Raw genomic sequence first — 21,621 nt, forward strand, 5'->3', positions numbered from 1 at the left:
ACTCACCACCAAAAATATTAATGCAGAACCGAAGGCTATTTCACGACATGTACCAAAAACTATCTACAACTAAACTAATTTTGATATTGGTATTGTTTGTATTTGTAGCGGGTATTTTAATGTATTTTAACGATGTACGAAAATCGCTCGAAGACAGAGAGGAAAAATACGCTCGACTATATGCCGAAAGCATAAGCTTTTATATCGAAAAGGCAATCGACAGCTCATGTGACTACACCTTTGTACAAGAGGTACTCTCGGCCAATGAAACCGTGCCTACTATTTTGGTAACTGACGGAAGTCCAATAGATTATAGAAACATTCCTGAGCTAGACGACTCCACTAAAAAGTGGACGCCCGAAGCCAAAGAGAAGTACCTGTACACCAAAATTTCGCAAATGGGCGAAGAGCATCAACCCATAGAATTTGTGGTAGGCAAGAGTCGTGGATATGTATATTATAGTAATTCTACAATCGTCATTCAGCTCCGATACTTCCCATATGTGTTAATATTTACTTTCTTGATTTTTGGGTCAATGGCCTACATCGCGTATTCTTCTTCCAGAAAAGCGGAGCAAAACCGTGTGTGGGTGGGCTTAGCAAAAGAAACCGCCCACCAACTGGGAACGCCTATTTCTGGCTTAATGGCATGGGTAGAGGTATTAAGAATCGACCCTGATTTTGATGAAAGCATAGCCGAAGAAATGCTAAAAGACATAGCAAGGCTCGAAACCATCACAAACAGATTCTCTAACATAGGCTCTACCCCAAGCATGAAAGAAGAGAATATTCCTAACTTGGTGGAAGACACAACCCAATATTTGAAAAAACGAATCTCCACAAAAATCAATTGGTCATTTAAAAACAACTTGACAGAGCCATATATAGCCAAAGTCAACAAAAACTTGTTGGAATGGGTAGTAGAAAACCTATGTAAAAACGCTGTGGACGCCATGGTGGGTGTGGGTGATTTAAGCCTAGAAATAAACCCTGGCCCCAAAGGCAAAATAACCATCGACGTTACCGATACAGGCAAAGGAATGACCAAGTCGGTTCAAAGAAAGATTTTCAACCCAGGATTTTCAACTAAAAAAAGAGGATGGGGATTGGGTTTAACTTTAGCAAAAAGAATAATAGAGACCTATCACAACGGCCAAATATATGTGTACGAAAGTAGCCCTGGAAAAGGCACCACCTTTAGGCTAATTATCTAACATGGTCTTTAAATCCCAAAAGTGACTTTTAAAAAATAGATATCTAAAAAATATCATAAAAAGATAAAGCGAGACGTTTTGAGTAACGATTATAAATCTCGAAATTCGCAAAAATAAAAAAACGTTTGGCTAAATCAGTTTCAAACCTATAATGTTGATATGAGTAATGTGTCCTCTGGAGTAATATCCTTCTTCAAAAATTTGCTTGACTTCAGTTCTGAAGAAAGTGAGTATAAATATAAACCCACCCAAAAAGTACAAAAATCAGAGATAAACATCGAAAAATCTAATCTGATTAGTAGAGATCTTAGCTGGCTTACTTTTAACGAACGCGTGCTTGACCAAGTCAGAAAACCCTCTTTGAACCTGTTTGAAAAATTCAAGTTTATGGCCATAACAGCCTCAAACCTTGATGAGTTTTTGACAGTTAGGGTTGGAAGTTTATACAACTACATCGACTATAACAAACAACGAATTGACTATTCGGGTCTTCGTGAAACCCAGTTTAGAAAAGTACTTTTGAGCAAAATCAAAAAGTTTATAGACGAACGAAATAGGATTTTCAGAGAAGAGCTAAAGCCACAGTTTGAAGAAAACGGCTTTAGAATAATCAGTTACAGCCAACTTCAAAAAAACCAATTGGCCGAAATTGAAACCTATTTCGACCATACAATATTTCCGATGTTGACTCCTATGGTTTGTGATCATACACACGCCTTCCCGATTTTACTTGCCAAAAATCTAATATTAGGCGTGGTATCCACAGAAAACCAAACGACGCTTTTTACAGAGACCGAAGAAAACAAAAAACTGTCATTTGTACAGATACCAAGCAACTTGCCTAAGTTTTTTGTATTTGAAGGTGAGGAGTTCACGGACTTTTTACCCATCGAAGAGCTCATCAGAAACCAAGTTTATAAATTATATAAAAACATTACGCTTGAGTCAATAGACTTGTTTAGAATCATACGAAATGGTGATTTTACCATGGACGAAAACGATGACGTGGACGCCGACTTTGTGGATGAAGTAAAAGAAAAAATCAGAAGCCGCCAAGCAGGTAGAGTCGTGAGTATCGTGATAGAAAATAACCCATCAAAATGGATGCTAGATACGCTGATTAAAAAATGGGAAATTGACAAATATAATATCCATGTCAACCACGAATTGATGGATTATACGCGTTTGTTTCAGATTATAAACCACCATGAGTTTAAATCTGAAATGCCGATTCCGCCGGCTACTATTTTGCCGAGAAATTTCCATCGCGACCTAAATATTTTTGATGCCATTAAAGAGAATGACATCTTATTGCATCACCCTTACAATAACTTTGAGCCGGTACTACAACTTATCGAGCGTGCGGCCGAAGACCCTAATGTGCTTTCTATAAAACTGACCATTTATAGGTTAGCCAAAAACTCCCGAATTACGGCAGCATTGCTCAAAGCAGCTGAAAATGGAAAACATGTTTCGGCTCTATTTGAGATAAAAGCACGGTTTGACGAGGAAAATAATATTAGAGAAGGAGAAAAACTTCAGAAGGCCGGTTGCTTTGTGATATATGGTATTGGTTGGCTAAAAACGCACACAAAGCTGATGCTTATAGTGAGAAAAGAAGGACCAAATGTGGTTCAATACGCTCACCTTGCAAGTGGAAACTACAACGAAGACACCTCAAAGTTATATACCGACATCGGCCTATTAACCGCCAATGGCGACTACACGAGAGATATTGCGGAGTTTTTTAATGTAATAACAGGTCATTCGCAGCCAAACGAATACAAAAACCTTATTACCTCGCCTAAAAATATGCGAGCGGCACTGATAGATTATATCAGAAAAGAAGCCGACAATGCCGAGCAAGGCAAACCTGCGGGAATCTGCTTTAAAGTAAACTCGCTAGAAGACAAAGACATCATAGAGGAACTATATGCGGCTTCGCAAAGAGGCGTAAAAATAGAGCTTATCGTTCGGGGAATCTGCTGTTTAAGACCAGGTAGAGTTGGGCTTTCTGAAAACATAAAAGTTCGATCGATAGTGGGTAACTTCTTAGAGCATGCCCGTATTTTTTACTTCCATAATGAAGGGCAACCACGCGTATATGGCGGAAGTGCAGACATGATGGTTCGTAGTTTTGATAAGAGAATAGAATCGCTATTTGAATTTATCAACCCAGATATTAAAAAGCAGTTGATTCAGATTTTATATGCAAATATAATGGACAATGTAAACGCTTACGAGTTACAAGAAAACGGCGAGTACCTAAAAAGTGAAACTATTGGAGAGCCTCTGGATATCCATACCTACTTTTTTGATAAAGACAAACAAGATATCCTGAGAGATTCGCTTTTTTGACCTATCAGTCTCAAACAAGAATTTTAGAAAACAGGAATCAAATAAGGGTTGGCTTTTGTTATACCTTATAAAAAAAGAAATATGTCAACAAATAAAGAAATAGCAACCCTAGCAGCTGGGTGTTTTTGGTGTGTAGAAGCCGTGTTTCAGCAGCTTAAGGGAGTTGAAACAGTAGAGTCGGGCTACACAGGCGGCCATGTAAAAAACCCAAGTTACAAAGACGTTTGCTCGGGAGAAACAGGCCATGCAGAAGTTATCCAAATATCGTATGACCCAACGGTTATCACGTTTAATGAGATACTGAAAGTGTTTTTTAAAGTACACGACCCTACTACACTAAACAGACAAGGTGCCGACGTGGGAACTCAATATCGCTCATCTATTTTTTATCACAACGATACCCAAAAGGAGATAGCAGAAAAAACCATTGCAGCCCTCAATGAGTCTGGAGCTTATGCTGACAAAATAGTTACGCTCGTAGAGCCACTAAATGACTATTACAAAGCTGAAGATTATCACCAAAACTATTTCAACGACAACGGCGACAAAAATCCGTATTGCCAAATGGTAGTTAGGCCCAAAGTAGAAAAATTTGAAAAGGCATTTGCCGAAATGCTTAAATAAACCGAAAAAGGCATCCTCCTCGCGGAAGATGCCTTTTCGATATTTCTCACCTTTATTTAATCCATTACAAGAGTTCGTAAATACCAGCCACACCCTGACCACCACCTACACAGGCAGTCACCATTCCGTATTTCTGATCTCTACGTTTCATCTCGTTCAATAACTGAACGGTAAGCCTAGCACCTGTAGAACCCAAAGCGTGCCCCAAAGCAATAGCTCCACCATTTGGATTTAGTTTTTCTTGGTCTATCCCCAACTCTTTCACTACCGCCAAAGCTTGAGCTGCAAAAGCCTCGTTAAGTTCTATTTGGTCTATATCTCCAAGTTTCAAACCCGCTTGTTTTAATGCCTTCGGAATAGCAAACACTGGCCCAATCCCCATTAAACTAGGCTCACATCCTGCTACGGCATAAGACATCATTCTAGCCTGAGGCTCCAACTTTAACTCTTTCATTAGTCTTTCAGACATAACAATAACAAAAGCAGCACCGTCTGAAGTTTGAGAAGAGTTACCAGCAGTAACCGAGCCTCCCGCAGCAAATACAGGTCTTAACTTATTCAACGCCGCTACGCTTGTTCCAGCCCTAGGGCCTTCATCTACTGAAACTATCGTTTCTTTGGTTTTCTTTTTGCCAGAATTTTGGTCAAAATACGTTTCTTTAACCGTGATAGGCACCATTCCGCTATCAAAATATCCTGCTGCCTGAGCCGCTAGAGCTTTTTGGTGCGAATTAAACGAAAACTCATCTTGTTCCTCTCTACTGATTTTAAATTTTTGGGCTACTTGCTCCGCTGTCAAACCCATCCCTACATAGTAATCTGGGTGCTCCGATGCTATATCAAAGTTCAAGGCTGTTTTGTAACCGGTAGTAGGCACAAGCGACATAGACTCTGTTCCACCTGCTATAATGCAGTCTGCCATACCAGCATTGATTTTGCCAACCGCCATTGCGATAGCTTCCACACCTGAGCCACAGTATCTGTTGATTGTAACACCTGGCACCGCCACTCCTAACGAAAGAAGCGAAATGTATCTTGCCATTTGCATTCCTTGTTCTGCCTCAGGCACCGAGTTTCCTACAATTAGGTCATCGACACGTGAAGGGTCTAAAGCGGGCACTTTTGCCATCAAAAACTTGATAACATCAGCTGCCATATCGTCTGGTCTTGTAAATCTAAAAACACCTTTAGGGGCTTTGCCCACTGGTGATCTATATCCGTCTATTATATATGCGTCCATAATTTGCTAAATTTTCTTTTTAAAAAAGGTTGATAAATTAGTTTCTTGGTGGTTTTCCTCCGCTCAATAGCCCTTGCATACGCTCCATGGTTTTTCTTTCACCACATAATGACAAAAATGCTTCTCTTTCTAATTCAAGCAGATATTTTTCGCTAACCAACTGTGGGTAACTCAAGTCTCCTCCACAAATCACGTATGCTAATTTCTCAGCAATAAGTGCATCGTGGTCAGTAATATATCTGGCCATTTGCATAGATTTTATACCCGCTTTAAACAAGGCTATTCCCGTTTTACCTTGAACTTTTATATCCGTTCTTCGTGTCGGTTGGGTATATCCATTTTCGGCTAATTCTATAGCTGCTTGTTTCGCTTCAGCTATCAATCTACTTCTGTTTAATACTATCTGATCTCTGTTTGTTACCAAATAATTCATATCAAAAGCTTCTTGTGCTGAAGTGGAAACTTTTGCCTGAGCAATATTCATAAAAGAAGCCTGAAGTATATTCAATTCAGCATCGCCTGGTTGATACATGTCAGAAGCACGAACGGCCATTTCTTTGGTTCCTCCACCTGCTGGTATTAAACCAACACCTAACTCAACCAATCCCATGTAAGTCTCGGCAGAAGCCACCACTTTGTCGGCATGTAGGTTTATTTCACAACCACCACCTAAAGCTAGTGAGTGAGCCGCCGTAACCACTGGAATAGAAGAATAACGTGCACGCATCATGGTTTCTTGGAACTGAGAAATCATCATATTAATCTCATCATACTCTTGCTCAATCGAAAACATAAACAACATAGCCAAGTTTGCTCCTGCCGAAAATGCCTCGTTGCTGTCGTTTCCTATTACCAAACCTCTGTAGTCTTTTTCTGCTAAAGCATACGCCTTGTTTAGAGCCTCGATTGGCTCTGCACCTAGTGTGTTCATTTTTGATTGGAACTCAACGCCTAAGATTCCATCGCCTAAATCAAAAATAGACGCCCCTGCGTTTTTCCAAACAACATTGGTTTTTCTGATATTATCTAAAATAATGAAGCTCTCTGTTCCTGGTATCAACTTATATGTTTTAGTATCTAAATCATAATAGTGTTTTTTACCATTTTCAATTTTGTAGAACGACTCATTACCTGCTGCTAGCATGTCATATACCCAAGCAGCTGGCTTTTGGTCAATTGACTCCATCATCGCCACAAAGTCTTTAACACCTACTGCATCTGCAGTGGCGAAAAGTCCCATTTGCCAACCAAAACCTGCACAAATGGCGTCGTCAATTCTATAAAGTTCGTCTGCTATTTCAGGTATTCTAAACGTAGCATATTTAAATCCTTCGGCAAATGTTTTTCTATAAAAATCACCAGCTTTGTCTTTTCCTTTTAATAATACTGCAAACCTATCTGCTAACTTATCAATACTTTTTGTAGCTTCTAAAGTTGCAAATTTGGCTTTAGCTGAAGGTCTATATTCAAGTGTTTCTAAGTCTAAAGCTAGTATAACGGTTTTGCCTTTTTCGTCTTTGGTCTTTTTGTAGAAACCTTGACCCGTTTTGTCGCCTAACCAATTGTTATCTTGAAGCGACTTCATAATAGCCGGCAACTCAAATGCGGAAACAGATTCGTCGTTTTTAAGAACGGCACTTAAGTTATTGCAAACGTTGATAGTTGTATCAAGCCCCACAACGTCACTTAGTCTAAACGTACATGATTTTGGCCTACCTACTACTGGCCCTGTAAGTTTGTCAACTTCTTCAACTGTTAATCCAAATTCGGTAGCTGCTCTGATAGTTTGCACCATGGCAAATATCCCCAATCTGTTGGCAATAAACGCCGGAGTATCTTTACACAATACAGTTTGTTTACCCAAAAACAAATCTCCGTAAGTCATCAAGAAATCAATTACAGCTGGGTCTGTTTTTGGCCCAGGTATAATTTCTAATAATCTTAAATATCTCGGAGGGTTGAAAAAGTGAGACCCACAGAAGTTTTTCTGAAAATCTTCGCTTCTACCCTCAGACATTAAGTGAATAGGTATACCAGAAGTGTTGGAAGTTACCAAAGTACCCGGTGTTCTATGCTGCTCTACTTTTTCGTAGATGATCTTCTTTATTTCTAATTTTTCAACTACTACCTCTATTACCCAATCCACATCTTTGATTTTGACCATATCATCATCAAAATTTCCTAGCGATATTCGAGTGATAGATTTTTGGCTATAGATAGGTGAAGGACTTGCTTTGCAAGCTGCTGTAAATAAATCTTTTACAATTCTATTCCTTACAAACGGACTCTCAAGGGTCAAACCCTTTGCTTTTTCAGCTTCGTTTGGCTCTCTTGGCACCATGTCTAACAATAAGACATCGCACCCGATGTTTGCGAAATGTAGGGCAATTCGGCTACCCATAATGCCCGCTCCTAATACGGCTACTTTTTTAATTGTTTTTCTCATTATATTCTAAGTTGAATTTTTCTTTGTGTATTATTAAAACAAATATATGGTAAGTTTTATTCAAGTAATATTAAATTAAATTTTACCAAAAAATAGTATGCTTGCATACCAATTACAAATCTAAAGTTTAAAATAATATTATGCAAGCATACTAATAAAAAATAATATTTGTGCTAAAACTAAAAATATCTGGCACTTTTTGTATTTTTGCATCGTTGTTGCATTAACAACACAAAGTATGCTTAAAAAATTAAAAAAACATTCGCACCTGTTACACAAAACAGGCTTTTACCTATCAATAGTATGTTTAATACATTGCTTGGCTACGCCGTTTATTGTAACACTTTTACCTTTTGTTGGAAAAAATCACATTAGTCATAGCTCAGAAATCGTTCTAGTTGGGGTGAGTATACTAATAGGAATATTTCTTTTAACGAAAGACTACCAAGTACATCACAACAAGTTACCTTTTTATATGTTAAGTGCGGCAGTACTTTTCCAATTTTTAGGTTTTTTTTGGGTACCTTCAAACTTAGAAACGCCATTTGTGGTGTTGGGTTCTTTATTTATGGCAGTGGCCTATGTGCTTAACTGGAGACTACACCGAACAGTATGTCATACACATGAGCATTAAATACTAAAAACCTAAGCATCATCCTAATATGAAATATCTGAATGTATATTTCGTGTTTTTCTAAGTCACAGTATTTCTTTCTTTCTATTTTATTCAATTATTATGTCATGTTTAGGCATTATTGAAAAAATAAATTATAAATTTGCACCGTTAATCATATATATTCTTAACCAAATAGCTTAAATGGCTGGATTTTTCAGTTTTCTTACTAGTGATATTGCAATCGATTTAGGTACAGCCAATACCCTCATTATTTATAAGGATCAGATTGTTGTAGACGAACCATCTATCATTGCCCTAGACAAGGTGTCGGGCAAAGTGCTTGCTATTGGCCACAAAGCCATGCAAATGCACGAAAAAACAAACGAGAACATCAAAACCATCAGACCTCTTAAAGACGGAGTTATTGCAGACTTTACAGCTGCAGAACTTATGATCAGAGGAATGATAAAAATGATAAATACAGGTAGAAACCTTTTCTTCTCTCCCTCTCACCGAATGGTGATATGTATACCTTCTGGTATTACTGAAGTAGAAAAAAGAGCCGTAAAAGATTCTGCTGAGCATGCAGGTGCCAAAGAGGTTTATATGGTACATGAACCAATAGCTGCGGCAATTGGTATCGGTATTGATATAGAGCAGCCTAACGGCTCGATGATTGTGGATATCGGTGGTGGAACTACCGAAATTGCGGTTATCGCCCTTTCTGGTATTGTTTGTGAATCATCGGTGAGAATTGCGGGTGACTTGTTTACACGTGACATCGTAGATTATATGCGTAGAGAGCATAACCTTTTAATAGGTGAGCGTTCTGCTGAATTTATTAAAATCCAAGTGGGATCTGCATTGCCAGATTTAGAAAATCCTCCTGCTGATATCGAAATCAGAGGTCGTGACCTAATGACGGGTATTCCGAAAGAAATAAAAGTTACGTACAGTGAAATCGCTTACGCTTTGGATAAATCTATTTCTAAAATAGAAGAAGCTATAATGAGGGCCTTAGAAATGTCGCCTCCAGAGCTTTCTGCAGATATTTACGAAAACGGAATTTATCTAACCGGAGGAGGAGCACTTCTTCATGGATTAGACAAAAGACTTGAAATAAAAACTAAACTTCCGATACACGTTGCTGACGACCCGTTAAAGGCCGTAGTAAGGGGAACAGGAGAGGTTTTGAAAAATATAGAAAAATACCAGGCTGTATTAGTACAATAGACCTTGTATTCAATGAATTCAAAAAGGTATCCAAAGAAATCAAAATTGGATACCTTTTTTTAAATAAAACAAACGGATGTCTCAGTTATTTGGCATATTATATAAGCTCCGAAACCTGTTTTTGTTTATTTTTCTTCAAATAATAAGTTTTTATTTGATTGGAAAAAACAATCTCTATTGGGATGTAACATTCTTCAACACCACCAACACAATGGTGGCGAAATCGCTCCAAATATCTGCAAACGTTAAGGAGTTTATGAGCCTTGGTACGGTAAATGACCAACTGGCTAAGGAAAACATAAAACTTAGGACCGAACTTTCAAAGTCGCAAGAGCTATTGGCACTTAACCAAACCGGTTACAAGCCAGACTCTACACTAGCAAGTAGATACGACTATACGGTAGCAAAAGTAATCTCTAACACAGTAAACCTGACAGATAATTATATTACTATTGACAAAGGCACAGCAGATGGCGTTAAAGCCGGAATGGGCGTAATATGTCCTCAGGGTGTGGTCGGACAAGTGATGTCTTGTGGGGAGCATTATTCAAGAGTATATTCTATCTTACACTCAAGTTTTACGATTTCGTCTGAGGTTCAGAACCGGAAGTTGAGAGCCAATAATCAAACTGCCCTAGGAATAGGCAAATGGAATGGAAACAGTCCTAAAATGATTAAGCTCACTACGATAGACAGATTTAAGCCAATTTATAAAAACGACACTGTTTTAACCTCAATGCAAAATGCGATTTTCCCCCCAAAAATAATGGTAGGTAAAATTAGCAAAATCAGTTCAATAAGTAGTGAGGCGTTTTATAACATAGATGTAAAACTATCAACAGATTTTAATAATTTGGTGTACGTTTACGTCGTAAACAACAAGCTCTTAGATCAACAAAAAGCAGTAGAAGTAGAAAACCCAATTCAATAAGTGAATACGCAGACGTTAATAAAAATTATAGGAACGGTATTTTTATACCTATTTATCCAACTTTTTGTTGTCAGAAACTTGGTGTTTTTTGACCTGGCATTCTGTTTTGTTTATATATCGGTAATTCTGTTTTTACCAAACAACATTTCTATTTCAGCCCTTTTACTTATAGCGTTTTTAATTGGATTGCTGGTGGATATGTTTTATAACACAGCAGGTATTCATGCTTCTGCATGTCTATTCATAGCTTTTTTAAGAAGTTATATTCTAAAAATTTTGTTTCCTACACGAGGGCTCGAAACCGAACTGGTAATATCTGTTGATGGTATGGGCATGGAGCGTTTTATACGTTACGTTATCATTATGACCTTTATACACCACAGTTTTTTATTCTTTGTGGAAGCAGGCTCGTTTCATTTTTTCTTAAATACCTCCCTTAAGATAGTAGGCAGTGTACTGTTTACTTCATTGGTTATTTTTCTGTTTCATATTTACTTCAAAAGTCTTCAAAATTCTTAGTGTTGATGCGTGTTTTTTTACAGTTTTTAGTGTGTGTGGTATTGGGTCTGGGTGTGTTGAATTGCAAAACTGATAATTCGAAAAACACAGTACAAAAGCCCGAAGCAGAGGTGGCAATAGATACCGCCAAAGTAAGAAAAGAAATAAATGCAGACCTAAAAACACAGCAAATAAAGGCCGTCATAGACCACAAGATTGCCCAAGGATTTAACGGAAATGTACTTATTGCTCAAAAAGGCATAATACTATACGAAAACTCACATGGCTTTGCCAATTTTGAAGACACTGTAAGGCTCACCAAAGACTCCAAATTTCAATTGGCCTCTCTTTCAAAAACTTTTACAGCGGTGGCCGCAATGAAACTCGTAGAAGACGGTCTCATAGGCCTAGACAACGAAGTTAAAGACTACTTCCCTTGCTTTCCATATTCGGGGGTAACAATCAGGAGTTTGCTAGATCACCGCTCAGGTTTGCCATACTATCAGTACGAATTTGACAAAAAAGTAAGGTCAGAAAACAAATACCCTACTAACCAGGAAATGATGAGCTGGTTTTGCTCAGCTGTACCTACTCCAAAAGCATTAAACCTACCAGATCACAATTTTACATATAACAATACCAACTTTGCGGTTTTAGCCGCCATAGTTGAAAAAGTTTCTGGAAAGTCATTTGATGTATACCTTAGAGAAAAAGTTTTGGTTCCGGGAGGGATGAATGAAACTTTTGCTTTATCTACTACAGACTCCAGCATAAATGTAAACAGAACCTATGGATACCAATATGGCCGCAGGTTACAAAAAGATTTTTATGATAACATAGTAGGCGACAAAGGAATTTTTTCTACCTCACACGACTTACTTAAATGGTACAATGTGCTAAAGTCAGAAAAAGTACTTTCGAAAGAAAGCCTAAGAGAAATGTATACGCCGCGAAGTTTTGAACACCCAGGCCTAAGAAACTATGGATATGGCTTCAGACTTTGGGTAAATGAGCATCAGCAAACAGAATTTATTTACCATACCGGCTGGTGGAAAGGATACAACACCATCATGTTTTTTGACCTCCGTCAAGATTTTGTAATTATTTTGCTTAGCAATAGATACAACAAAGGAGTGTATAATTTAAAAGAAATTGTAGATATATTGCAAGGAAATAACAAAAGCTCTTCGCTAGAAGAGAATATTTTAGACCAATAAAACCTTAATCGATGAAAAAGTTTATACTTCTGTGCTTAGTTGTTTTGGCTGCTTCTTGTAGCGAAAAAGATCCAAAAGAGTATGCTGCTGCTGCCAGCAACCCCATGTTTATTCATAACGCCTATGAAAAACTAACAGATGTAATCATTCATGATATTTTCTCTCCGCCGGTTTCTTCAAGAATATATGCCTATGCAAGTATAGCTGGCTATGAAGCCCTTATAACCGAAAACGAAAACTATAAAAGCTTAGCAGGTCAACTTCATGGATTAGAGAATTTTCCTAAACCAGAAAAAGGAGAACAATATTGTTATCAATTGGCGAGTATAAAAGCCATTATGACGGTAGCGAGAGCATTAACTTTCACCGTTAATAAATACGACGATTTTGAAAAAGAAACTTACAAGGCATTTGAAGATGCAGGTGTGCCATCAAGTGTGATGGACCGCTCTATGGAATTTGGCGAGGCAATAGGAAAGCACGTTTTGGCATACTCGAAAGGGGACAATTATTTACAAACGAGAGGATTAAGATATACCGTAAAAACAGAAGGAGACAAATGGGTGCCAACGCCACCGCAATATGCTGATGCCATGGAACCTTACTGGGCCACTATACGCACCATGGTAATTGACTCTGCTAGTCAGTTTCCTCCTGCTCCAGTTATTCCTTATTCGAAAGACAAAAACAGCCCATATTGGAAAGAGCTTTTACAAGTTTATGACACCGTAAACAACCTTACAGAAGAACAAAAAAGCACCGCTTGGTTTTGGGACGACAATGCGTTTGTTATGAACGTGCAAGGTCACGTAATGTTTGCTAACAAAAAAATGACTCCAGGAGGTCATTGGATGGCAATAAGTAGGACAGCATGCAAAAACGCAAAAAAAGACATATATGAGTCAGCAGAGGCTTATTTAAAAGTAGCATTAGCTTTACACGAAGCCTTTATTTGCTCATGGCACGAAAAATTTAAATCAGAAAAAATAAGACCCGAAACTGTTATTAATGCTGAGATTGACCCTAAATGGGCTACTTTTCTACAAACTCCCCCGTTTCCTGAATATACCAGCGGCCACAGTACAATTTCAGCAGCATCTGCCGAAGCTCTGACAAGCCTATTTGGAGACAACTTTGCGTTTACAGATTCTACCGAGTTTAAATATGACCACGGAATTCGCAAGTTTGAATCATTCAGAAAAGCTGCTCTCGATTGTTCAGTAAGTAGACTCTACGGCGGAATCCACTATTGGTCGGGCTGCGATGAAGGAAACAAAGCTGGTGTAAGAATAGGGCAATACGTTTCTGAAAAAGTAAAAACTAAAATAAAATAATAACCCAAAAGCCCATTTAAAATGGGCTTTTTTCTTGAAAGAAATTTCTATGATATATATCGTAATGCGGCAGTTTGTTCGCTTTGTTCTGAGGTTTTATATTAAACAAATTGAAGTTAACGGTCTCGAAAACTTGCCAACAAAAGGCCCTATAATTTTAGCCGGGTTTCACCCCAATTCGTTTTTAGATGCCTTAGTAATAAACTGCACGGTTGACCGACCTATCTGGTCTTTGGCCAGAGGAGATGCCTTTAAGAAGACTTGGGTAAAAAAAATTCTTTCTAAATTTTACATGATGCCCATTTACAGGATATCGGAAGGAAAGGAATATTTGGGAAAAAACGATGAAACCTTTGAAAGGTGTTCCGAAATATTTAATAATGGCGGGCAGGTTTTGATATTTAGTGAAGGACTTTGTACGAACCAAACAGAACTTTTACCTCTAAAAAAAGGCACCGCAAGGTTAGCTTTTCAAACTTGGCAAACCGAAGTGGCCCTTAAAATAGTGCCGGTGGCCATCAACTATGATACATATAATAAAATTGGCAAAAACATAGTGCTTAATTTCGGCCCCGCAATTTCAAAATCTGACTTTGAAAATTTTGAGGTAGATGGTGGAAACATTAAGACATTTAATGAAAAACTTAAGCAAACTCTTACGCCTCTAATTACAAGGACCTTTAAACCCGTAAAGGCAATTAACATTATCATTTTTGAGATTATTTACTTTTTGCACTTCCCTGTTTATAAACTTCTTGGGGGTTTTGTAGAGAAAAAAACCAAGCGTACCGTATTTTTTGATTCTATATTCGCTGGTTTGCTAATAATAGCTTTACCCATCTATTGGCTGTTATTATTTGGGATTTATAATCTTGTGTTTTAAAATATACTCGTGAAATCAGAAACACAAAAAGGCCTTCTGTATATGCTGATAGCAGCTTTTTGCTTTTCAGTATCAGGAGCTTGTACAAAAATATTGGGTAAAAGAATCAGTTCGGTGGAGTTGGTGCTTTTCAGAAATAGCATTGGGGTATTGTTTGTGCTTTTTTCTATCTATAAAAAACCGATGGTGCATGTGGGTGGCAAACTCGGCCTTTTGGTTTTTAGAGGCATAATAGGCACCTTGGCTCTTTACACCTTCTTTTTCAGTGTAACCAAAATCGGCCTTGCTGAAGCCATAACCTACCAACAGTCCTACCCAATCATATTAGCCTTAATAGGTGTTTTGATTCTTAATGAAAAACTAGACTGGCAAAGCTGGATAGCCGTAATGGTGGGTTTTGCAGGAATATGCTTTATTTTTCTTCCACAGTTTAAAGTAGACCTTATCTCTATAAAATACCACAGCTTTGGCTTGGCCAATGCCATCATGACCGCCTTGGCATATGTAAGCATTAAACAATTAAGTGCATTTTATGACTCCCGTGCCATCGTTTTGTCATTTATGCTTTCGGGCATAATTCTCCCCATATTTTCTTTAGTAGCGGGCCAATACATATACATTGACTCTTTGGAGTTTATGTTTGGTACTTTTCTTTGGCCGGCTGGCATTGAGTGGCTGTGGATAGGCATTTTAGCCTTTGCGGCACTGATTGGACAGATTTACCTCACCAAAGCTTTTACGTTTGGAAACTCAACCGAGGTTTCGGCCATTGGTTACTCAAACATTGTATTTTCCATTTGCTTCGGAATCCTATTAGGTGACACACTTCCCAGCAACTTGGGGCTCATAGGTATCGTATTAATTATAGCATGTGGAATTTTTATTTCTTCCAAAAAAACCAAAAAAATAACGGTTTAAATACCCGCACTTTCTATTCCTTCTTCTATTTTAGCTATTACAGTTTCTTTAATAATATCTTTTTTGAAATAAAAGAAAGTAGCGATAGAACTATAAATAACTAACAAAATCAGATAGCCCAACCAAATGGTATCTGAAAGTTGATTGATACCAATGGCAATCAAAATATTGAGCATGATATATGCTAAAAACACAAAAACGCCTATCAGAAATTTAACTACAACATCTGCTAAAATACCCTCTAGTTTTCCTTGAACTTCTAGTTTTTTTAACTCAAACTTTGCTTCTAAAAGAGTCAAAAGGTTTAACTTGAGCTCATCAACTTTTAAGAAATCCGATATACTACTTTTAATACTCATAATTCAATATTTATTAGACTGCGTCTACATTTACTATTACCTGAACAGACTTAAATTTTTTGTCTGTCACCAAATTTACTATTTCTTTTTTGAGATATTCTTTCGTGGCCTGAATATTCATTTTATCTTTTTCGAGTTTTAACCACACCTCAAACAAGAATTTATTCCTGATTCGCTCCACCAATGCTTTTTCTGGCCCTTTAACACGCTCCCTGCCTAGTCTGATAGACAAAGCCTCAGCGAGTTTATTTGCCGCTTGATGTGCCAAAGTTTGGTCCACGTCTTTCACTGTGATTTCTATTATCCGTGTAAAAGGCGGATAGCTATACCCTTCCCTTTCTATGAGCTCCGACTCATAAAAGCCCACGTAGTCGTTATTGATCACAAACTGCAAAATACGATTTTGCGGACTTCCGGTTTGAATAAGCACCTTACCCGGAATCTCCCTCCTACCGGCACGACCACTTACTTGAGTAATCAATTGAAACGCACGCTCAGCAGCCCTAAAGTCAGGAAAGTGAATCATTTTGTCGGCATTATAAATACCAACTAAACTCACACGATCAAAATCTAAACCTTTTGATATCATTTGGGTACCTACCAGTATATCTACCTCACCACTTTCGAAATCACCTATAATATTCTGCAAGGCATTTTTAGCTCGGGTGGTGTCTAAGTCCATACGGCTGATTACAGCCTCCGGAAAAATCTCGTGTAAGTCATCCTCGATTTTTTCGGTACCCACACCTACTGATTTCACATTGGTTGAGCCGCAGTCTGGGCAGGTTTTACGGGTAGACTCTCTATGTCCGCAATAGTGACAAATAAGCTGCTGACTTTGCATGTGATAAGTCAAAGTAACCGCACACTGATCACACTGCCCTATCCAGTTACACTCCTGGCAGTTTAAATACGGTGCATAACCCCTTCGGTTCTGAAATATTATGGTTTGCTCTTTATTTTGGAGATTACTCGAAATCTCGTTGAGCAGCAATTGAGAAAAGTCTTTTACGAGCGTCTTTTCTTTTCTATCTTTTTTGACATCAATAAGTCTTATTTCTGGCAACTGTGCGTTACCAAACCTTACGTTTAAACTTACAAGGCCATATTTATTAGCCTTGGCCTGAAAAAACGACTCAATAGAAGGAGTGGCTGAACCCAAAAGTACCTTAGCGTGCTGTTTTATGGCTAGCATTATGGCCACATCTCTGGCGTGATATCGTGGGGCGGGATCAAACTGTTTGTATGAAGACTCGTGCTCTTCATCTACTATAATGAGCCCGAGGTTGTCAAAAGGTAAAAATATAGAAGACCTTACGCCGACTACAAACTGATAGGTACCATCCAAAACTCCTCGCCAAACCTCCACCCGCTCGTTATCCGAAAACTTAGAATGGTAAACCGCCATAGAAGACCCAAAAACACGTTTTAGTCGGGTAACTATTTGAGTAGTTAAGGCTATTTCAGGCAACAAAAAAAGCACTTGGGAGCCAGACGCCAATACTTGCTGGATGAGGTCAATATAAATTTCGGTTTTCCCGCTTCCAGTAATACCATGAAAAAGCACCACTTGCTTCTCTTGAAACTTTTCCATGATACTGTTTGATGCCTCACGCTGTGCATCAGACAACTCAATAACCTTATTGGGATTACCAGCTGACTCCTCAAATCTCGAAATTACAACTTCTATTTCTTCTAAAATACCTTTGTCTTTAAGTGTCTTTAGCGAAGAATCTGAAACTCCCGCCTCTCTTAATTTTGTTTTTTCTACGCCTGCCTTGTTTTTTTCAGGTAAATCTTGAATCGGAATATGGCTTAGATATTCTAAAATGAGCTCTTGCTGTTTGGTAGATTTTTCTAAAGAATCAATCAATTGAAGTACCTCTTCTGACCCTTCATAAACACGCTTTAATCTTATTTTCTTTAAAATCTTGGGCTTATACTTATACTTTAATTCCTCAAAAACTATAATGGCGTGCTTCGCCACCAAGTCTTTGATTACTTTATTTACATCTTTCTTTTCTAAATACCTGCCCACCTCATCGTAGGTCAAAGAGTCTTGGGTTAACAAAAACTCAAGAAAAGTATTCTCTTCAGAGCTAAGTAACTCAGGGTTATTAAAGTCTGGATTGTATTGAATTTTAGACTGACTTGAAATTTTGAGACCCGCTGGCAAAGCAATGTTCATCACCTCACCTATGTGACACATATAATATTCTGCCACCCAACTAAACAGCCAAAGCTGACTAGGGGTAACCACAGGAATTTGGTCTAATAACTCGAGAATGTACTTGGCTTGATACTTAGGAGGAGGATTATGATGAACCACCGCGATAATGGCGGTCAAAACGCGTGATTTCCCAAACTCTACCACAACTCTACTGCCAACTTGTACATATTCCGAAAGCTCGCGTGGAACCCTGTAGGTAAATAGCTGAGGAATAGGCACAGGCAAAACTACGTCTACAAATACAGTTTGTTCCATGGAATCGCCTAATTCTTGTCTCATTTACAAATATAAAAATCGAATAAGAGAATACATACGTTTTGTTTTTAATAAATAGAAATTCTGGTAAAAGATCCCAAACCGCTGAATTTACGTAAATAATTAAAGAAAGTGAATAATTTCATTACTATTGTTTAATCAATATGTACACAACATAAACAAGACTTAAAGATTTTTTTGTTTAACATCAACCACATATAAATAAACAAAAATGACAAATATTGATATTTTGTTTACAAAAAAGCCATATTTCGTCTATACAAATTAAACATTTGTAAAATATTTTCATAAAACGTTTGGAAGTTTGTTTAATCTTTATGACATTTGTTTAAACAAAAACAAAATATAAACATAAAACATATATCGCTATGACAGCAGTAGAATTTAATTACGCTCTTCAGAATAGCACTAAGACTCTTAAGCCTTTCGCTATGAGACTGACAAAAGATTACGACGACGCCAACGATCTTTTACAAGATACATTGGTAAAAGCTTTTTTAAATAAAGATAAATATACAGACGGCACTAATCTAAAGGCTTGGTTGTATACTATCATGAAAAATACATTTATTACAAACTATCAAAGAATGATGCGTAAAAACACATTCATAGATACTACTGACAATTTGCATTACATCAATAGTTCGTCGAGTATGGTTGATAACAACGCTCTTTCGAACTTTGCAATGGAAGACATAAACCATGCAGTAGAAAAATTGGACGAAAGCTATAGAAATCCGTTTTTGATGTATTTTAATGGATTTAAATATCACGAGATTGCACAAAAATTAAACATCCCTATTGGAACAGTAAAAAATAGAATTCATATTGCACGTAAAGAACTAAAAGATGCATTGAAGATCTATTCGTTCTCCAGAGGCTTAAACTAAGCAAGGGGTTTTACAAAGAATTTTAACTGTAGCAATTTTTGAAAAAAGTAATCGTAATAGGATCGGGGTTTGCAGGTTTAGCCGCCGCTACCAAAATGGCAAGCGAGGGCTTGGATGTAACGTTATTAGAAAAAAACGAAACCCTAGGCGGAAGAGCTCGCGTATTTGAAGTAGACGGGTTTACTTTTGACATGGGTCCTAGCTGGTATTGGATGCCCGATATTTTTGAAAACTATTTCAAAGAATTTGGCAAAAAAGTAAGCGATTATTACGAGTTAGTAAGACTTGACCCTTCTTACAAGGTTATTTTTTCAAAAACAAAAGAAACGAACTTACCTGCTGACCAACGATCATTGAAAGCATTGTTTGAAGAAATGGAACCGGGTTGCGGAGAAAAATACGATGCTTTTTTAAAAGAATCAGAATACAAATATAGAGTGGGCATAGGTGAGTTCGTTTGGAAACCCTCACTTTCGGTAACTGAGTTTTTTGATTTTAGACTTATAAGCAAAGCACTTAGTTTAGATTTGTTTGCATCATTTGGAAAACATATACGTAAGTTTTTTAAAAATGAAGACATTCTTAAAATAATGGAGTTTCCTATACTGTTTTTGGGAGCTACACCAAATGATACGCCGGCACTTTACAGTCTCATGAACTTTGCTGAAATGACCATGGGAACTTGGTACCCAATGGGCGGCATGCACGAAATAGTCAAAGGAATGGTGAGCCTTGCAGAGGAAAAAGGAGTTAAAATACTGACCAATCAAAAGGTAACGGGGTTTTCATTCGACGGGAAAAAAATAAAAAAGGTTCTTACTGAAGATTCGGCATATTTTGCTGATATTGTGGTGGGCGGAGCGGATTATCATCACATAGACAAAGAATTATTACCTGTAGAATTTAGCAACTATTCAGAAAAAAATTGGGACAAAAGGCTCATGGCCCCCTCATCGCTTTTGTTTTATTTAGGAATAAATAGAAAAGTAGATAGACTGATACATCACAATTTGTTTTTTGATGAGGACTTTGCACTTCATGCCGAGGAAATATATAAAACACCACAATGGCCCTCAAAGCCTTTGTTTTATGTGTCGGCACCGTCAAAAACAGACGATTCGGTAGCACCCAAAGGCTCAGAGAACTTATTCATTTTGGTGCCTTTAGCACCCGACCTTGAAGACAACAACGAAATCAGAGAAAAATATTTTGATATTTTAATCGCAAGACTTGAAGATTACGTAGGTCATTCTATCAAAGAACACATAGTTTATAAAAAAAGCTATGCGATAAACGACTTTAAACAAGACTATAATGCCTACAAAGGCAACGCTTATGGGCTGGCGAACACTTTGCTACAAACGGCATTTTTGAAGCCACAGATAAGAAATAAAAATATAAAAAACCTGTTTTACACCGGTCAACTCACCACTCCAGGCCCAGGGGTCCCCCCTTCGCTAATATCGGGATTGGTAGTAGGCAAGTATGTAATAGAAAACTATTAAACCCTAATTGGCATGTTTGGAATCTATGAAAAATCAACTTTTGGCTGCAGTAAGCTCGTGACCGAGTTATACAGCACCTCCTTTTCTTTGGGCATAAAAACCCTGAACAAAAGATTTCATGACCCTATTTACGGTATTTACGGTTTCGTAAGATACGCCGACGAAATAGTGGACACATTCCATCAGTTTGACAAAAAAATGCTGCTGAATCGGTTTAAACAAGACACGTATACGGCCATAGAGGAAGGCGTTAGCTTAAATCCGATTTTACATTCTTTTCAGAAAGTAGTACACGACTACAAAATAGAGCGAGACCTAATCGATGCTTTTTTGACAAGTATGGAAATGGATTTGTTAAATGTGCATTATGATGCAGACAAATACAACGAGTATATATACGGCTCAGCTGAGGTAGTGGGTTTAATGTGCCTTAGGGTTTTTGTAGAAGGAAGTGCCGAGCTTTATGATAAATTAAAAACTGACGCAAGGAGCCTTGGTGCGGCATTTCAAAAGGTTAATTTTTTAAGAGATATAAAGAGTGACTTCGAAGATCGAGGACGAGTGTATTTTCCCGGTGTAGATTTTCAAAATTTTTCGGGCGACGCCAAAAAGGCCATAGAAAATGATATTCAAATAGACTTTGACAATGCACTAAGAGGAATAATGGGCTTACCAGTTGGGGCACGAAGCGGTGTATATTTGGCCTACATTTATTACTTAAAACTATTTAAAAAAATAAAAAGTACGGCGGCTTGCAGAATTCAGCATGAAAGAATAAGAGTGCCTGATGCCATAAAGTTTACGCTTTTAGCTAAAACCTTAGTAAAAGGCTCTTTGGGAGTTTTATAA

General features: G+C 37.7%; 18 protein-coding genes. 14 read left to right on the forward strand and 4 right to left on the reverse strand.

Features of this window, described 5'->3' with window-relative positions; translation table 11 throughout:
• Positions 1–20 precede the first annotated feature (20 nt).
• The 3 genes from ACFOOI_RS13780 (at position 21) to msrA (ending at position 4,196) form a co-directional block, all read left to right on the forward strand.
• Positions 21–1,214 carry a sensor histidine kinase gene (locus ACFOOI_RS13780; RefSeq protein WP_379838570.1) on the forward strand — a complete coding sequence of 398 codons (1,194 nt, stop codon included), beginning with the start codon at positions 21–23 and terminating at the stop codon, positions 1,212–1,214.
• A gap of 159 nt (positions 1,215–1,373) precedes the next feature.
• Complete coding sequence (ppk1, locus tag ACFOOI_RS13785; protein WP_379838571.1) at positions 1,374–3,572, forward strand: polyphosphate kinase 1; 2,199 nt, start codon at positions 1,374–1,376, stop codon at positions 3,570–3,572.
• A gap of 81 nt (positions 3,573–3,653) precedes the next feature.
• Positions 3,654–4,196 (forward strand): peptide-methionine (S)-S-oxide reductase MsrA, encoded by a 543-nt coding sequence (gene msrA / locus ACFOOI_RS13790; RefSeq protein WP_379838572.1) that lies wholly within the window; start codon positions 3,654–3,656, stop codon positions 4,194–4,196.
• A gap of 64 nt (positions 4,197–4,260) precedes the next feature.
• On the opposite strand, the gene ACFOOI_RS13795 is transcribed toward msrA, so the two are convergent.
• The gene (locus ACFOOI_RS13795; protein ID WP_379838574.1) at positions 4,261–5,436 is read right to left on the reverse strand and encodes an acetyl-CoA C-acyltransferase; all 1,176 of its coding nucleotides are present in this window, start codon (positions 5,434–5,436) and stop codon (positions 4,261–4,263) included.
• A 37-nt stretch (positions 5,437–5,473) separates the two neighbouring features.
• Positions 5,474–7,882, reverse strand: a complete 2,409-nt coding sequence (locus ACFOOI_RS13800) for a 3-hydroxyacyl-CoA dehydrogenase/enoyl-CoA hydratase family protein (RefSeq protein ID WP_379838575.1) — start codon at positions 7,880–7,882, stop codon at positions 5,474–5,476.
• Between the two features lie 238 nt (positions 7,883–8,120).
• Between ACFOOI_RS13800 and ACFOOI_RS13805 the strand changes: the two genes are divergently transcribed.
• The 8 genes from ACFOOI_RS13805 (at position 8,121) to ACFOOI_RS13840 (ending at position 15,512) form a co-directional block, all read left to right on the forward strand.
• Positions 8,121–8,516 carry a MerC domain-containing protein gene (locus tag ACFOOI_RS13805; protein ID WP_379838576.1) on the forward strand — a complete coding sequence of 132 codons (396 nt, stop codon included), beginning with the start codon at positions 8,121–8,123 and terminating at the stop codon, positions 8,514–8,516.
• Positions 8,517–8,699: 183 nt separating this feature from the next.
• Positions 8,700–9,731, forward strand: a complete 1,032-nt coding sequence (locus tag ACFOOI_RS13810) for a rod shape-determining protein (RefSeq protein WP_379838577.1) — start codon at positions 8,700–8,702, stop codon at positions 9,729–9,731.
• Between the two features lie 76 nt (positions 9,732–9,807).
• Positions 9,808–10,662, forward strand: coding sequence for a rod shape-determining protein MreC (gene mreC / locus ACFOOI_RS13815; protein ID WP_379838578.1), 855 nt, complete (start codon positions 9,808–9,810; stop codon positions 10,660–10,662).
• The gene (locus tag ACFOOI_RS13820; RefSeq protein ID WP_379838579.1) at positions 10,663–11,181 is read left to right on the forward strand and encodes a hypothetical protein; all 519 of its coding nucleotides are present in this window, start codon (positions 10,663–10,665) and stop codon (positions 11,179–11,181) included.
• Positions 11,182–11,186: 5 nt separating this feature from the next.
• Positions 11,187–12,377, forward strand: coding sequence for a serine hydrolase domain-containing protein (locus ACFOOI_RS13825; RefSeq protein WP_379838580.1), 1,191 nt, complete (start codon positions 11,187–11,189; stop codon positions 12,375–12,377).
• Positions 12,378–12,388: 11 nt separating this feature from the next.
• Positions 12,389–13,711, forward strand: coding sequence for a vanadium-dependent haloperoxidase (locus ACFOOI_RS13830; protein ID WP_379838581.1), 1,323 nt, complete (start codon positions 12,389–12,391; stop codon positions 13,709–13,711).
• A gap of 49 nt (positions 13,712–13,760) precedes the next feature.
• Positions 13,761–14,594 carry a 1-acyl-sn-glycerol-3-phosphate acyltransferase gene (locus ACFOOI_RS13835; RefSeq protein ID WP_379838582.1) on the forward strand — a complete coding sequence of 278 codons (834 nt, stop codon included), beginning with the start codon at positions 13,761–13,763 and terminating at the stop codon, positions 14,592–14,594.
• A gap of 9 nt (positions 14,595–14,603) precedes the next feature.
• Positions 14,604–15,512, forward strand: a complete 909-nt coding sequence (locus ACFOOI_RS13840; RefSeq protein ID WP_379838583.1) for a DMT family transporter — start codon at positions 14,604–14,606, stop codon at positions 15,510–15,512.
• Here the strand turns inward: ACFOOI_RS13840 and ACFOOI_RS13845 are convergent.
• Positions 15,509–15,871: a phage holin family protein gene (locus tag ACFOOI_RS13845; RefSeq protein ID WP_379838584.1), complete on the reverse strand. Its 363-nt coding sequence runs from the start codon at positions 15,869–15,871 to the stop codon at positions 15,509–15,511. The genes ACFOOI_RS13840 and ACFOOI_RS13845 overlap by 4 nt on opposite strands.
• 13 nt (positions 15,872–15,884) lie before the next feature.
• Positions 15,885–18,380 (reverse strand): replication restart helicase PriA, encoded by a 2,496-nt coding sequence (gene priA / locus ACFOOI_RS13850; RefSeq protein ID WP_379838585.1) that lies wholly within the window; start codon positions 18,378–18,380, stop codon positions 15,885–15,887.
• Between the two features lie 365 nt (positions 18,381–18,745).
• Between priA and ACFOOI_RS13855 the strand changes: the two genes are divergently transcribed.
• Genes ACFOOI_RS13855 through ACFOOI_RS13865 form a run of 3 tightly spaced genes read left to right on the forward strand, consistent with a single transcriptional unit; the run spans position 18,746 to position 21,621 of the window.
• A complete protein-coding gene (locus ACFOOI_RS13855) occupies positions 18,746–19,267 on the forward strand; it encodes an RNA polymerase sigma factor (protein WP_379838586.1) in 522 nt (173 codons plus the stop codon).
• A gap of 38 nt (positions 19,268–19,305) precedes the next feature.
• Complete coding sequence (locus tag ACFOOI_RS13860; protein WP_379838587.1) at positions 19,306–20,772, forward strand: phytoene desaturase family protein; 1,467 nt, start codon at positions 19,306–19,308, stop codon at positions 20,770–20,772.
• A 12-nt stretch (positions 20,773–20,784) separates the two neighbouring features.
• The gene (locus ACFOOI_RS13865) at positions 20,785–21,621 is read left to right on the forward strand and encodes a phytoene/squalene synthase family protein (RefSeq protein ID WP_379838588.1); all 837 of its coding nucleotides are present in this window, start codon (positions 20,785–20,787) and stop codon (positions 21,619–21,621) included.

The sequence above is a fragment of the Lacihabitans lacunae genome, from assembly GCF_042649125.1.
Lineage (GTDB): Bacteria > Bacteroidota > Bacteroidia > Cytophagales > Spirosomataceae > Leadbetterella > Leadbetterella lacunae.